The sequence below is a fragment of the Salmonella sp. GDC200615 genome (assembly GCF_050574145.1).
GTDB classification, from domain to species: Bacteria; Pseudomonadota; Gammaproteobacteria; order Enterobacterales; family Enterobacteriaceae; genus Salmonella; species Salmonella enterica.
This window is the reverse complement of the sequence record NZ_CP192247.1, coordinates 107,362-121,487: the sequence shown is the minus strand read 5'-3', so window position 1 is coordinate 121,487 and position 14,126 is coordinate 107,362. Positions and strand designations below refer to the sequence as shown.

Genomic DNA, 14,126 nt, shown 5'->3' with positions numbered 1-14,126 from the left:
GGAATTATTTGTGGAAAAGTTTACGATAAAGATATGCGCTTCCAGCCATAAGGCCTTTAAAATAATGACCCTGCACGAGAAGATGTTTATATCGCTTCTTAAATTCGACTATGGTACGCGCATCTTTTGCAGGAGAATCTTTCCAGGGCGAGTTCAGTCGTGCATTTTTATAATAGATAACTGAAGGATAATTTGCCCAGGCATGCCATGGTTTTGTAGCGCCCGTATAATGAATTAAAACAGTATTATCATTAATTATATTGCTATATTTTTTATGTGACTTATCTTTCAACTCACTTTTGATAGTATAAATGGTATTATATGGTCGCGGTAGAAAAATGACTTTATCCTGTAGGAGAATATTCAAAACATCCTGATCGGGATATTTAAAAGAGTCAGCCTCTTTACCTGCCAAAAGTAAAAATGCCTTTTTGGTTAAGGCATTCTCTTTCCATAATTTCAGGTTAACAAAAACCACGCCGGAGTTAAAATAACCACCTTGTAAATTAAAAGCGCTTAATCTCTCATTTACCTTATTCTGGATGGAATCAACATCTTTTACGACCGCAGCAATCTTCTCTGTCAAATCAAGCCGTAGAAGATCTTGCAAAGATCCTTTGCATACAACATCGGCATCCAAATAAAGTAAGGTATTTACCTTCTTGCTGAGATAATCGAAAGCAAATAAACGAAAATACATTGCTCTCGACCATACTTTAGTTTGAGGCAATACCTCAAGGCTTTCTACTTTAATAAGATAAAGAGAAATTTTTATGTGATGCTGTACGGCTAAACGCTCTATATATTTTACAAAACACGGGGAGTATGAATCACAAATAATGTGAAAAGCGAGCGGGATATTATTGTTTAATACAACTGAAGCGATTGATACCCCCACACCATCAAGATAGTTTTCATCAGCACCATAAGAAATGTTTAATACGTTATCATCATTATTATTATTACTTTCATCAAAAACTTTATATTCAGCTATTTCTATCTCAGGAAATGAATCCATTACATCACCTATGGGTTTTATTCAAGAAGTTTACGTTTAAAGTAGGCTATATAGTAATTTATACCCGAAGTATAATGCTTCTGATTAAACATATGCTTTGCCGCATAACGTAACTGATGGCTAGTGACTGGATTTAAAAGTGCACAATGAGACCACGGTGAGTTGCTCTTAGCCTGTAAAAAATATTGTGACACAGGGTAAGCCCCCCAACTATGCCAGGGCTTCGTTGGTCCGATATAATGAACAAATACAGTCTCAGCATCGACTGGATTAATAACTGAATCTTTTAATTCATAGTTAAGACTAAATTGTGTATTAAACTTTTTATCAACAAAACGCGCTTTATTCACTAACAATATATTTAATACATCCTGATCAAGGTGCGTTATGCGCTGTACTACCTCTGGATCTTTTAGCATTTCAATCGCTTTCTTAGAGATATTTTCTGCGGTCCAAAGAGGTATGTTAATTAAAATAAAACCGGCATTAAAATAGCCAGAAACCAGCCCAGGCGTTGCCAGGCTAACCGAGCGCTTAGTCCACCATTCCAACTCGCCTTCAGCAACGACAGCCGCAATCTCATTTTCAGCAAAATTAAGATCAATAAGTTCCTGAATACTCCCCTTACATGCAATATCTGCATCCAGATAAAGTACTCTATCTGTTTTATCTGAAAAATAATCGGCGATAATGAATCTAAAGTATGTTGCATAGGTCCAGTTTTTGGTACTGGGTAGCGATTTTAAGCGCTCACAGTCGATTAGGTAAACAACAATCTGCGTAGCGTACTGTTTTGCTAATGCCTCAAATCGCTGCTGGTCTTCAGAGCCAAAGAAATCGGTAAAAACATGGAAAGCTAACGCCTTCTCTGGGTTAGCGAGGAGAACCGATGCAATAGAGACACCACAGCCAAAAAGAAAGTTTTTATCAATCCCATAAGCTATATTAAATTTAGCAGCATCACTATGTTGTGCATAGTTATAATCTAAAGTCTGTTGAATGACTTCTTCTTCAAAATATTTTCTGCTCATAGTGATCACTTTTGTAATTTCGAGAATATTGCATTATTAAAATTTTTAAAATATAGCACATCGTAAAATCTCTCAATCGTGCCGGGAATAATATCATGCTGATATTTTACTTCACCAGAAATAACGCGATTAAGGTGTCCTACAAAATCATCTATAGCACCCGGAGTGTAAAGCTCACCATTCAAACCGGGTTTAATCATATCGCGCGGGCCAGACATACAATCAGAACTAATACACGGAATTCCATATGACATTGCTTCCAGCAGGGTCATAGGAAATCCCTCAAACGCAGAGGTAAGTAGTAACGCGGTGACATTTTTTATTTTTTGCTGTACGACTTGCCACGGCGCGCTTTGCCAACCATACCAGATCACACGCTGCTCAATACCAAGCTCCCGACTATAGGCCTGGCACTTTTCAAAATCTGAGCCATCACCAATAATATGTAGCTGCCATTCCCCTGTCGTACGAGTTAAGCCATCAAATAAATCTTTAACTCTTTTCTGTCCTTCAAATTTAAGACGCCCTACATAGAGAAATACAGCGGGTTTATCGCGCTCAGGCGGCGGCACAATGATTGTTTTAATAGAGACAGGATTATAAACGACGCTAATATTTTGCGCTGAGATACCCCGTGCCATCATCTGTTCTTTAATACCACTACTTATGGCCAGATGATAATCCGCGTACGTTATACATTCTGCATGTTTTTTATGGTCGAGCGAAAAATGCGGCCACGAGAAAATAGTAAACTGTTTACCACTTTTCTTTCGTGCTTTATTGGTATAAAGACATGAGATGATATCAATACATATCACAATATCCGGTGACGTTTCTTTCAGCCACTGACTAAAATTATAAACATGCTTAGCTCGACGAAGAAAACTTAATTTTATATTTGAGAATGATTGCGCATATTTAATCTCTTTTAGCCATGCTTTATCCATTTTGTCATTACGACAAAAGAAAAACATTTCACAGTTGATTTTCGGAGAGCTATTTTCAAACGTATGGATAACGTTGCTAATAACGGTTTCCATCCCTCCAAAACCAGATACCGCTTCGCCAATAAATGCTATTTTCATATATACCCCAGAGTTAAAACCTTAATCTAAAGACTTTAGATATTAAATAGCAAAAATAGTAATATAACCCTATGGAGTAATTTTTACCTGACATCTCTTTTTTTGCTTTAAGGCGTATTCAATATCTTTATTATTTTCGATAATGGAATATATTGCCACACCTGCTGGCATTATAAAACCATGATCAAAGCAAAGAGCAATGTCCAGTCCTCTTCCAAAAAAATCATCATGTTGAATTATGTTTTTTTGGTTTGAAATATAACTTTTAATGTCAGACATTCTGTCTATCCTTGTCTCACTCATAAATTACTCACTGAGTGCATAATTATTATAATTACAGATTTTTTCTTATTGTTCTTTCTTTAATTCGAGCGGCTTTAACATCCGCCTGGTGAATCAACCCCGATTCTTTTTGCAAAATCTCTCGCAGGGGAAGAGAGAAATACTCACGCATAAACCGGAATATATCTCGCTGAGTCAGGCCAATATTCATTGAAGAAAAATAAAGCCCAATTAAATCTTTGTCACGCCAGCGAAGGGGAACACGCTGGCGTATCTGCGCGCGATGCAGGTCGATTACGGAGATTTTTAAATCCTCTTCGCGACCAGTGAAAGGTAAATGCAGAAGAAAGTGGCAAATATAACAGTCGCGATGGTTAATTCCCCCGGCGTGCATTTTACGTACCATAGTCGCAACACGCTTAATGATCATCCACTTCACCTGCGCGTCCGGTGGATTAACAGCCCAGTCAGCGCAGTAGTCTTCAAGGCTAATGGTAGGCGTTAAATCTTCGGTGATAATAAATGATGTTCTGGTTAGCGGGTTTACGCCTTTTTCACCAAAACCAACGCCGTGCATCGTATCAACGCCCAGCTCATGTAGACGATGAATGGCGTGCCATTCTCTGTCAGCGCCCAGAACAGGCATACGTAACGAAATCAGGTTCTTCACAATTTCTTTCAGCGAAGTACCTTTATGCCACTTCAGGAAGTAGCTTTTACCGTCCAGCTCAAACCGCAATGTTCGACGCGTCTCCAGCTCTCTGAACACTTCGCCCTGTAACGTTTTTACTTCCTCAAAAGCATCTTTACCGCGCCATAGTGTGGTTAACGGCGCTTTCAGCTCAACCATCTAAATCACCTGTAATAATATCCGCGGCCTTCTCCGGTAAGCTGTATAAATCCTGGGTATCAGCATAATACCGCGCATTTTCAGCCCAGGCGTTGCGTAAGGAAGGCTGTGTCAGCGCTTTGAGTAAAACCTCATTTAGCGCATCCTGGCGGAATGGTTCAGTCATCGCTTCGCCACAGTTTGCATCCACAATATAATGTGCATAACCGCACACCGCGGTTGTCAGCACCGGCAAACCAGCAGTAATGGCTTCCAGCAAAACAATACCAGCAGCTTCCTGATAGGCTGGATGCAGTAAAAGGTCGGCTGCCGCCATTAACTCCGCGATATCATTACGTCCGGAGAAAAAATGCACATTCGTGCCGACGCCGCTTCTTTCAGCCAGTGCTGCAAACTTCTTCGGCTTATCCTGCCCGACAACATAGAGCACCGTATTTTGCCGTAAAGATTCGGGTAGCGATGCCAGCGCTTCAATAGAGCGATCCACACCTTTACGGGTAAAGTCAGACCCTACTTGCAACAGTAATTTTTGCTGTTCTGAGATACCATTTTTCTGACGATAAATTTGACGACTGTTTGGGATCTGTTGGCTATATTTTCTGTCCGGGTAAATCCCCGGAGGAAGAATATGGAAACGCTCCGCTTCAGTCTGATAATGTTTTTGGAAGTCAGCAATCTGCTTATTCGTCAGCATTAATAGTTGCGTCGGCTTGCCGTGTTCAAACGTGGCGCGTTCAAAAGCAGCATAATGCCGATAGCGTGATGTCAGGCGATAGAAAAATCCTTTTTCCTGTGCGACTTTTTCGGCGTAACACACGTCTGCGGCGTAATACACATCAAGGCCCGGCATCTTATTGAATCCAACCACCCGATCGACAGGGTGGTCGCGCAAATGGTGTTGCACCCAGGCATAATATTCTGCGTTACGACCGTGGTTCGTCCGGGATTTAACCGGCACGCGGATTAATTCAAAGTTATCCGGGCATTCCCCTTCCCATGACTGAGTATAAACACGAACCTGATGACCTCGCGCCGCCACGGTTTGAGCAATACGCATAAAATCACGCTGCAGACCGCCAAAAGGAAAATATTTATATAAGCAAAAGGCAACTCTCATAGCAGGCTGTCCAAATCTATGGGGCGTGCCTCATGCGGCAGCATTTTTTCCGTCGCGGCGATAACATCTTCAGCCGGAATCACGGAAAGGTATTTTTTATTACGATCAAGCTCATGCCGTTCAGGCATCGGCTGATAATTTCCTGCCCAAAACTGAATGATGTCGTCGGTCCAGGGACGCCAGAATACATGATCCGTCGCGCCAAAAAGACAAATGACCGGCGTTTTGACTGCTGCGGCAATATGACCGGGGGCCGAATCAACGCCGATAAAGAGATCCGCATGGTCAATCAATGCGCCCAATTCAGGAAAGCGAGTTTTACCCGCCAGACCAGTAACCGGTTTTGTCTCACAGCCGCGTGCAATAGCATCCACGCAGGCCATCTCGTCTGCGGCCGGGCCTGACGTCAGTACAACCTGATAACCGCGGCGCTGCACGGCATCAATAACCTGCGAGAATTTATCATTATCCCAGCACTTAAATAGCTGCCGTGCCGTAGGCTGAATAACAACATATTGTCGGGTCACACCAAGTTGTTTGAGCTGTTGTCGCATGTTTTCCCAATGTTCCGGGCGATAGCTCATGGTGGTTTCCGTGACATACTGTTTTAGCGCTAACGGCTTTAGCGCGGATAATGTGCGCTCAACAGCATGTTCTCCCGCATAAGGTACTAAATGCGTAAAGCTCTTTTTCCATAAAGCAGACTGACGATTACCGAAATCCTGCGAGATTTTTATTTTTGCGTTTAAAAAACGCACAATAAGCGCCACGCTCCACTGATCGGTGAGATTGACGACCAGATCATACGAGTTAGCACGCAATTTTTTGATTAGCGATAGCGCGTTTTTGATCTTCTCTTTTGTTCCTGCGCCTTTGTTACTGATGCCGTAGAGTGCATTAATCTCCGGATTTTCCGACAATATCGGTATGGTGTTCTGGTAAAGAAGCACATCGATTTTTGCATCGGGATAATTCTGCTTCAGCGTGCTGATGACAGGGGTGGTAAGTAACATGTCTCCATGAAAACGCATTTTTATAATCAGAATTCTTCGAAATGGCTTTTCCACAAGCGACTCTTTGGTTGAAATTGTCCGGATAAATAAGCAGAAAAAAGCACGCTACCGCCCCAGGCTTCACAGCAACCCGATGGCTAATACCGCACTCATTTTAGATGCGCTAGTGTAACACTTCTTTCGCAGCAATCCGATACGAATAATTTTTATACACAATCATTTTTTTAATCATAAATTCAAAGAGATATTAATTTATCCCTCTCTTGTGAATGGTCATTCCCATTGTCTGGGGCGACAAGGGCGGCAAATTTCAATGGATTGCGTAAAAATGCAAAAATAATGGGGTTCAGCGCCTGGAATCCTCGCTTCTGAGCCAATTTGGCGCAAAAATGGGAAAAGTAATGGTAAAGCCCAGGCTAAATACATAGAATCCCCAGCACATCCATAAGTCAGCTATTTACTATGCTCGAATTGCTTTACACCGCTCTTCTCTACCTTATTCAGCCTCTGATCTGGATACGGCTTTGGGTGCGTGGACGTAAAGCGCCGGCCTATCGTAAACGCTGGGGTGAACGCTACGGATTCTACCGCCGTCCGTTGAAACCGGGCGGAATCATGCTGCATTCCGTCTCGGTGGGCGAAACTCTGGCGGCCATCCCATTGGTCCGCGCTCTACGTCATCGCTATCCCGATCTGCCTATTACCGTAACGACCATGACGCCGACCGGCTCGGAGCGCGTCCAGTCCGCCTTTGGCAACGATGTTCAGCACGTTTACTTGCCTTATGATTTGCCCGATGCGCTCAATCGTTTCCTCAATAAGATTGATCCTAAGCTGGTATTGATCATGGAGACTGAGCTCTGGCCAAATCTGATTGCTGCGCTGCACAAACGTCATATTCCGCTGGTTATCTCTAATGCGCGGCTTTCCGCCCGCTCCGCCGCGGGTTATGCGAAGCTTGGCAAGTTTGTCCGTACGCTCTTGCGCCGTATCACCCTGATTGCCGCGCAAAACGAAGAAGATGGCGAACGCTTTGTGGCATTGGGCGCGAAGAACAATCAGGTCACGGTCACCGGCAGTCTGAAATTTGATATTTCAGTTACGCCGCAGCTGGCGGCTAAAGCCGTTACGCTACGCCGCCAGTGGGCGCCGCACCGTCCGGTCTGGATTGCCACCAGCACCCACGATGGCGAAGAGAGTATCGTTATCGCCGCTCACCAGGCGTTATTACATCAATTCCCGAATTTATTACTGATTCTGGTGCCCCGCCATCCGGAGCGTTTCCCGGATGCTATCAATCTTGTGCGTCAGGCAGGGTTAAGCTACATCACTCGTTCTTCGGGCGAAGTACCGTCCGCCAGCACCCAGGTCGTGGTAGGCGATACCATGGGCGAATTAATGTTGCTCTATGGCATTGCCGATCTCGCCTTTGTTGGTGGTTCGCTGGTTGAACGCGGCGGTCATAACCCGCTGGAGGCCGCCGCTCATGCGATTCCGGTACTGATGGGTCCGCATACCTTTAACTTTAAAGATATTTGCGCCCGTCTGGATCAGGCGAGCGGACTTATCACGATTACCGATGCGGCTACGCTGGCAAAAGAAGTTTCCTCTTTACTGACCGACGCTGATTATCGTAATTTCTACGGACGTCACGCAGTTGAAGTGCTGTATCAAAATCAGGGCGCGCTCCAGCGTCTGCTGCAACTGCTGGAACCTTATCTGCCACCGAAAACGCATTGAGGACTGTCATGCAAAAACGGGCGATTTATCCAGGTACGTTTGATCCGATTACTAACGGTCATCTCGATATTGTGACGCGCGCAACGCAGATGTTCGACCATGTCATTCTGGCCATCGCCGCCAGCCCCGGCAAGAAACCCATGTTCACCCTGGACGAACGTGTGGCGCTGGCGCAAAAAGCGACCGCACACCTGGGTAACGTAGAGGTGGTGGGCTTTAGCGACCTGATGGCCAATTTCGCCCGCGACAGACAGGCGAATATCCTGATTCGTGGTCTGCGCGCGGTGGCGGATTTTGAATATGAAATGCAGTTGGCGCATATGAATCGCCATCTGATGCCGCAACTGGAAAGCGTTTTCCTGATGCCGTCCAAAGAGTGGTCGTTTATTTCATCGTCGCTGGTCAAAGAAGTGGCGCGCCATCAGGGCGATGTGACCCACTTTCTGCCGGACAATGTGCATCAGGCGCTAATGGATAAGTTGAAATAAGTTTCCTTCCCTGCCGGGCCTGGCGTTTTACTTCTGACAGTGACGGCAATAGAACGTCGCACGCTGTGCGTGTTTCGTTGCGACTATCGGCGTACCGCATACCCGACACGGCTCGCCTTTGCGCCCGTACACCTGCAACTCCTGCGCAAAATAGCCCGGTTTCCCATCGCTTTGCAGAAAATCCTTCAGCGTTGTCCCGCCTTGTTCAATAGAGCGCAGCAAAACGGCTTTAATCACCCGTGCCAGCAGGTCGCACTCCTCTGTCGAGAGTGACGACGCCAGGCGGTCAGGGTGAATACCAGCGGCAAACAGCGACTCGCTGGCGTAGATATTCCCCACGCCGACCACCAGCTTGTTATCCATCAGCCAGGGTTTAATCGCCGTCTTCTTCTTCGCGCATTTCTGCTGCAAATATTCGCCATTAAACTCATCGCTTAGCGGCTCCGGTCCCAGATGCGCCAGTACGTTATGCCCTTCCAGCTCTTTGGTCCATAACCAGGCGCCAAAGCGGCGAGGATCGGTATAACGTAGAATTTTGCCGTTGCTCATCACCAAATCGACATGGTCGTGCTTTTCCGCCGGCAGCGCTTCCGACAATATCCGCAAGCTTCCCGACATCCCCAGGTGAATAATTATCCAGCCGTCAGGCAGCTCCAGCAGTAAATATTTAGCACGACGCTGAACGCTAAGGACGGGTGTATCGCTCAGACGATAAATTTCGTCTGAAACCGGCCAGCGCAGACGGCCGTTACGGATATGGGCGTGCAGGATAGTAGCGCCAACTAAATGGGGTTCAATACCCCGGCGGCTGGTTTCAACTTCGGGTAATTCAGGCATAACGTCTCCGGCTGTGTGGCAGGTCTCATTAATATGGGGACGGCCAGAAAACAAAAAACCCCGCCGAAGCGAGGTTTTTGTTACATCAAAGCGAGAATTATTTGATTTTCGCTTCTTTGTAGATCACGTGCTGACGGACAACTGGATCGAATTTTTTCAGTTCCAGTTTTTCCGGTTTAGTACGTTTGTTCTTCGTAGTGGTATAGAAGTGACCAGTACCAGCAGAAGAAACCAGCTTGATTTTCTCACGAATACCTTTAGCCATGATTTATTTCCTCTTAGTACTTAGTACTTTTCGCCACGGGCACGCAGTTCAGACAGAACTGTTTCGATGCCTTTTTTATCGATGATACGCATACCTTTAGCAGATACACGCAGGGTGACAAAACGCTTCTCGCTCTCAACCCAGAAACGGTGAGAGTGCAGGTTAGGCAGGAAACGGCGTTTAGTCGCGTTCAGTGCGTGGGAACGGTTGTTACCGGTCACCGGACGCTTGCCAGTAACTTGGCAGACTCGGGACATGTCTATTCTCCAAAAATCAAATTAGCTCGAGCTTCGTATGGGGTATCGGCGCCTCGTCAGGCTTTACAGCCTGGTCATCGCGCAGTTCTATTGAACTCTCGATTGCCAGGCCCAAATGCCAAACCCGAGATTCTCAAAGGTGGCGTAGTATACGCTGACCCGGCGATATGCTCAAGTCCCGAACAGACAAAGATCCCGATGGATCGCGCAAAGAATCTTAAATCCAGCCGCGTTCGGCAAAAGAAACGTACTCTCCGCGCCCAATTATCAGGTGATCGAGCACCCGGATATCCATAAACTGGCAACACTTTATCACGCGCTCAGTGATAAGTTTATCTGCTTTACTTGGCTCTGCGCAGCCTGAAGGGTGGTTATGCGCCAGAATGACCGCTGAAGCATTGAGTTTAATCGCTTCCCGAACAATCTCACGCGGATGCACCTCTACGTGGTTAAGCGTGCCGGAAAACAGGCGGCTGTGCTGAAGCACCCGGTGCTGGGCATCTAGGAAGATCACCAGAAAGATCTCACGCTCTTCGCCCGTCAGTTGGCTTTGCAGAAATTCCCGCGTCATTTCCGGACTCAGCAACGCACTTTCCTCATTCATGCGCACGCTGTAATAGCGCCTTGCCAGCTCAGCAATGCCTTTCAACTGCGCGAATTTCGCCAGGCCGATGCCGTTTACGCCGCGAAACTGCGCAAAGTCCGCCGACAGCAGGCCATACAGCGCCCCAAAGTGCTGCAATATCTCTTTTGCCAACGTCATAACATCTTTTCCCGGCGTGCCGGTACGTAAAAAAAGCGCCAGCAGCTCCACGTCGCTGAGGGAAGCAATGCCGGATCTGAGCATTTTTTCACGCGGTAATAATTCGTCCAACGTATCCATACGCGCACCTCCTTTTTTAAGGAAGCGGCATAGTGGCACAGCCTTTGGGAGAGATCGACGCCCCGATTTTGCTCTTGCGTAGCGCCTCGCAAAGTGGAGCGCAGGCAAAGACACGACGCCGTAGAGATTGTGATAAAATAGCCGCCTTTCAAAGTCACCCAACAGGAAAGACATGATGAGCCTGGCCGGTAAAAAAATTGTTCTCGGCGTTAGCGGCGGTATCGCTGCGTATAAAACGCCGGAGCTGGTGCGCCGTTTACGTGAGCGCGGCGCTGACGTGCGCGTGGCAATGACCGAGGCGGCAAAAGCCTTTATTACCCCCCTGAGCTTACAGGCAGTGTCGGGCTATCCCGTATCCGACAGTCTGCTTGACCCTGCCGCCGAAGCCGCGATGGGGCATATCGAGTTGGGGAAATGGGCCGACCTGGTGATTCTTGCTCCCGCGACCGCCGATCTGATCGCCCGTGTAGCATCGGGTATGGCTAATGATTTAGTCTCCACCATCTGCCTGGCGACGCCAGCCCCGGTGGCCGTGCTTCCGGCCATGAACCAACAGATGTACCGCGCTGCCGCCACGCAACATAATCTGGAGGTGCTCGCCTCTCGCGGCCTGTTCATTTGGGGGCCGGATAGCGGCAGTCAGGCGTGCGGCGACGTAGGCCCAGGCCGAATGCTGGACCCATTAGTTATCGTTGATAAGGCCGCCGCGCAAATCGCTGCCGTCAACGATTTGCGACATATTAATATCATGATTACGGCAGGCCCGACGCGCGAACCGCTCGACCCGGTGCGTTATATTTCCAACCACAGCTCCGGTAAAATGGGCTTCGCTATTGCGGCGGCCGCCGCGCGTCGCGGCGCAAATGTCACGCTGGTCTCCGGTCCCGTTTCGTTACCGACGCCGCCTTTTGTAAAACGGGTTGATGTCATAACCGCGCTGGACATGGAAGCCGCTGTTCAGGCCGCCGTTCAACAGCAGCATATTTTCATTAGCTGCGCCGCCGTGGCTGACTATCGCGCAGAGACTATTGCCAGTGAAAAAATCAAAAAACAGGCGGCGCAAAGTGATGAATTAATAATAAAAATGGTCAAAAACCCGGACATTGTCGCCGGGGTGGCCGCACTCAGTGACAATCGCCCCTACGTTGTTGGGTTTGCCGCGGAAACGAATAATGTGGAAGAATACGCCCGGCAAAAACGTATCCGTAAGAACCTTGACCTGATTTGTGCAAATGATGTTTCTCTTTCAAATCAGGGATTTAATAGCGATAAAAACGCTTTACACCTTTTCTGGCAGGATGGAGATAAAGTCTTACCGCTTGAGCGGAAAGAACTCCTGGGCCAATTATTACTCGACGAGATCGTGACCCGTTATGATGAAAAAAATCGACGTTAAGATTCTGGACCCGCGTGTTGGTCAGCAGTTTCCGCTGCCGACTTATGCTACTTCTGGTTCTGCCGGGCTTGACCTGCGCGCCTGTCTCGACGACGCCGTAGAACTGGCGCCTGGCGCAACGACGTTGGTACCTACCGGACTGGCCATTCATATCGCCGATCCATCACTGGCGGCAGTCATGTTGCCGCGTTCGGGCCTGGGCCATAAACATGGTATCGTGCTGGGCAACCTGGTCGGGCTGATTGATTCCGATTATCAGGGGCAACTGATGGTTTCGATCTGGAACCGTGGTCAGGACAGTTTTACCATTGAACCGGGCGAACGTATCGCGCAAATGGTGTTTGTTCCGGTCGTTCAGGCCGAATTTAATCTGGTGGAAGCATTTGACGCCACCGAACGTGGCGAGGGCGGCTTCGGTCATTCTGGCCGTAAGTAAATTTTACGCATCCCCATAACGTCATAATACTGCCGCAAGCGCTGAGTTTGCGGTTATAGCGTGGGTGCTCGCCTGGCAAGTGCTTATTTTCAGGGGTATTTTGTAACATGGCAGAAAAACAAACTGCGAAAAGGAATCGTCGCGAAGAAATACTTCAGTCACTGGCGCTGATGCTTGAATCCAGCGATGGAAGCCAACGCATCACGACGGCAAAACTGGCGGCCTCGGTCGGCGTTTCCGAAGCGGCGCTATACCGCCATTTTCCCAGCAAGACCCGCATGTTCGATAGCCTGATTGAGTTTATCGAAGATAGTCTGATTACCCGTATCAATCTGATTTTAAAAGATGAAAAAAACACCAGCACGCGTTTGCGCCTGATTGTGTTGCTGATTCTGGGTTTTGGCGAACGCAACCCTGGCCTGACGCGCATTCTTACCGGGCACGCGCTGATGTTTGAACAGGATCGCCTGCAGGGGCGCATTAATCAGCTTTTTGAACGCATCGAAGCGCAGCTCCGCCAGGTGCTACGAGAAAAAAGAATGCGTGAAGGCGAAGGCTACACGACGGATGAAAATCTGCTGGCAAGCCAACTGTTAGCCTTCTGTGAAGGGATGCTTTCACGGTTCGTACGTAGCGAATTTAAATACCGCCCAACGGACGATTTCGACGCCCGCTGGCCGCTCATTGCCGCTCAGCTACAGTAACGCTGACTGGATAGTGGCTCACGCCTTATCCAGGCGACAGAAACATAAGCCCGGTAAAGCGCCACCGGGCAATTCGCTTACACGCCAAATTCTTCCCGGTATGCTCGCACAGCCGCCAGATGCTCAGCCATATCAGGTTTTTCTTCCAGATAGGCAATCAGGTCTTTCAGCGTAATGATGGAGATAACCTTACAACCATAGTCGCGCTCCACTTCCTGAATCGCGGAAATCTCGCCGCGGCCACGTTCCTGACGATCCAGCGAAATCAGTACGCCAGCCAGCGTAGCCCCGTGCGCCTGAATAATCTCCATCGACTCGCGAATCGCCGTACCTGCGGTAATCACGTCATCCACCAGCATCACGCGGCCCTGTAGCGCGCTGCCCACCAGACTCCCGCCTTCGCCATGATCTTTTGCCTCTTTGCGGTTAAAGCAGTACGGCAGGTCTTTATCGTGATGTTCCGCCAGCGCAACCGCCGTCGTCGTCGCGATCGGAATACCTTTGTACGCGGGGCCAAACAGCAGATCAAATTCAATACCGGAATCCACCAGCGCTTCGGCATAAAAACGGCCTAACAACGCCAGGTCGCGCCCGGTATTAAACAGCCCGGCGTTGAAGAAATAGGGGCTTTTGCGCCCGGATTTCAGCGTAAACTCGCCAAACTTTAGTACCTGCTTGTTAAGCGCAAACTCAATAAACTGGCGCTGATACGGTTTCATGGATT

The 14,126-nt window shown here is 47.8% G+C and carries 16 protein-coding genes and 1 pseudogene; 5 read left to right on the top strand and 12 right to left on the bottom strand.

Annotated elements, in window-relative coordinates; all coding sequences use genetic code 11:
- Positions 1-4 precede the first annotated feature (4 nt).
- The 7 genes and pseudogenes from rfaJ to rfaQ form a co-directional block, all read right to left on the bottom strand.
- Positions 5-1,018: a lipopolysaccharide 1,2-glucosyltransferase RfaJ gene (rfaJ, locus tag ACQ29O_RS00590; RefSeq protein WP_000376870.1), complete on the bottom strand. Its 1,014-nt coding sequence runs from the start codon at positions 1,016-1,018 to the stop codon at positions 5-7.
- Between the two features lie 17 nt (positions 1,019-1,035).
- On the bottom strand, positions 1,036-2,049 hold the full coding sequence (gene waaO, locus ACQ29O_RS00585; protein WP_000088475.1) for a lipopolysaccharide 3-alpha-galactosyltransferase: 1,014 nt from the start codon (positions 2,047-2,049) through the stop codon (positions 1,036-1,038).
- Between the two features lie 5 nt (positions 2,050-2,054).
- Positions 2,055-3,134, bottom strand: a complete 1,080-nt coding sequence (gene waaB, locus ACQ29O_RS00580) for a lipopolysaccharide 1,6-galactosyltransferase (protein WP_000683976.1) — start codon at positions 3,132-3,134, stop codon at positions 2,055-2,057.
- Positions 3,135-3,251: 117 nt separating this feature from the next.
- Positions 3,252-3,413: pseudogene (locus ACQ29O_RS00575) on the bottom strand (glycosyltransferase family 8 protein); the annotation flags it as partial.
- 55 nt (positions 3,414-3,468) lie between these two features.
- On the bottom strand, positions 3,469-4,266 hold the full coding sequence (rfaP, locus tag ACQ29O_RS00570; RefSeq protein WP_000229830.1) for a lipopolysaccharide core heptose(I) kinase RfaP: 798 nt from the start codon (positions 4,264-4,266) through the stop codon (positions 3,469-3,471).
- Positions 4,259-5,383: a glycosyltransferase family 4 protein gene (locus tag ACQ29O_RS00565; protein WP_001261577.1), complete on the bottom strand. Its 1,125-nt coding sequence runs from the start codon at positions 5,381-5,383 to the stop codon at positions 4,259-4,261. The genes rfaP and ACQ29O_RS00565 overlap by 8 nt, the downstream gene beginning before the upstream one ends.
- On the bottom strand, positions 5,380-6,450 hold the full coding sequence (rfaQ, locus tag ACQ29O_RS00560) for a lipopolysaccharide core heptosyltransferase RfaQ (RefSeq protein ID WP_001522125.1): 1,071 nt from the start codon (positions 6,448-6,450) through the stop codon (positions 5,380-5,382). The genes ACQ29O_RS00565 and rfaQ overlap by 4 nt, the downstream gene beginning before the upstream one ends.
- A 408-nt stretch (positions 6,451-6,858) precedes the next feature.
- Here rfaQ and waaA point away from each other — a divergent pair, with 408 nt between their 5' ends.
- Both waaA and coaD read left to right on the top strand, forming a co-directional pair.
- Entirely contained in the window at positions 6,859-8,136 is a 1,278-nt protein-coding gene (gene waaA / locus ACQ29O_RS00555) for a lipid IV(A) 3-deoxy-D-manno-octulosonic acid transferase (protein WP_000891587.1), read from the top strand.
- A gap of 8 nt (positions 8,137-8,144) precedes the next feature.
- On the top strand, positions 8,145-8,624 hold the full coding sequence (gene coaD / locus ACQ29O_RS00550; protein ID WP_001171884.1) for a pantetheine-phosphate adenylyltransferase: 480 nt from the start codon (positions 8,145-8,147) through the stop codon (positions 8,622-8,624).
- A 27-nt stretch (positions 8,625-8,651) separates the two neighbouring features.
- Here coaD and mutM read toward each other — a convergent pair whose 3' ends face one another.
- From mutM to radC, 4 genes are all read right to left on the bottom strand, one after another.
- On the bottom strand, positions 8,652-9,461 hold the full coding sequence (mutM, locus tag ACQ29O_RS00545; protein ID WP_001114515.1) for a bifunctional DNA-formamidopyrimidine glycosylase/DNA-(apurinic or apyrimidinic site) lyase: 810 nt from the start codon (positions 9,459-9,461) through the stop codon (positions 8,652-8,654).
- A 97-nt stretch (positions 9,462-9,558) separates the two neighbouring features.
- A complete protein-coding gene (gene rpmG, locus ACQ29O_RS00540) occupies positions 9,559-9,726 on the bottom strand; it encodes a 50S ribosomal protein L33 (RefSeq protein ID WP_001051798.1) in 168 nt (55 codons plus the stop codon).
- Between the two features lie 20 nt (positions 9,727-9,746).
- Positions 9,747-9,983: a 50S ribosomal protein L28 gene (gene rpmB, locus ACQ29O_RS00535; protein ID WP_001519051.1), complete on the bottom strand. Its 237-nt coding sequence runs from the start codon at positions 9,981-9,983 to the stop codon at positions 9,747-9,749.
- 217 nt (positions 9,984-10,200) lie between these two features.
- Complete coding sequence (gene radC / locus ACQ29O_RS00530; RefSeq protein WP_020937249.1) at positions 10,201-10,866, bottom strand: RadC family protein; 666 nt, start codon at positions 10,864-10,866, stop codon at positions 10,201-10,203.
- A gap of 175 nt (positions 10,867-11,041) precedes the next feature.
- Here radC and coaBC point away from each other — a divergent pair, with 175 nt between their 5' ends.
- From coaBC to slmA, 3 genes are all read left to right on the top strand, one after another.
- Complete coding sequence (coaBC, locus tag ACQ29O_RS00525; protein WP_000050177.1) at positions 11,042-12,262, top strand: bifunctional phosphopantothenoylcysteine decarboxylase/phosphopantothenate--cysteine ligase CoaBC; 1,221 nt, start codon at positions 11,042-11,044, stop codon at positions 12,260-12,262.
- Positions 12,240-12,698, top strand: coding sequence for a dUTP diphosphatase (gene dut, locus ACQ29O_RS00520; RefSeq protein ID WP_000976078.1), 459 nt, complete (start codon positions 12,240-12,242; stop codon positions 12,696-12,698). The genes coaBC and dut overlap by 23 nt, the downstream gene beginning before the upstream one ends.
- Before the next feature lie 107 nt (positions 12,699-12,805).
- On the top strand, positions 12,806-13,402 hold the full coding sequence (slmA, locus tag ACQ29O_RS00515) for a nucleoid occlusion factor SlmA (protein ID WP_000818607.1): 597 nt from the start codon (positions 12,806-12,808) through the stop codon (positions 13,400-13,402).
- 77 nt (positions 13,403-13,479) lie between these two features.
- Here the strand turns inward: slmA and pyrE are convergent, their stop codons facing one another.
- Entirely contained in the window at positions 13,480-14,121 is a 642-nt protein-coding gene (gene pyrE / locus ACQ29O_RS00510; protein WP_000806167.1) for an orotate phosphoribosyltransferase, read from the bottom strand.
- Between the last annotated feature and the right edge of the window lie 5 nt (positions 14,122-14,126).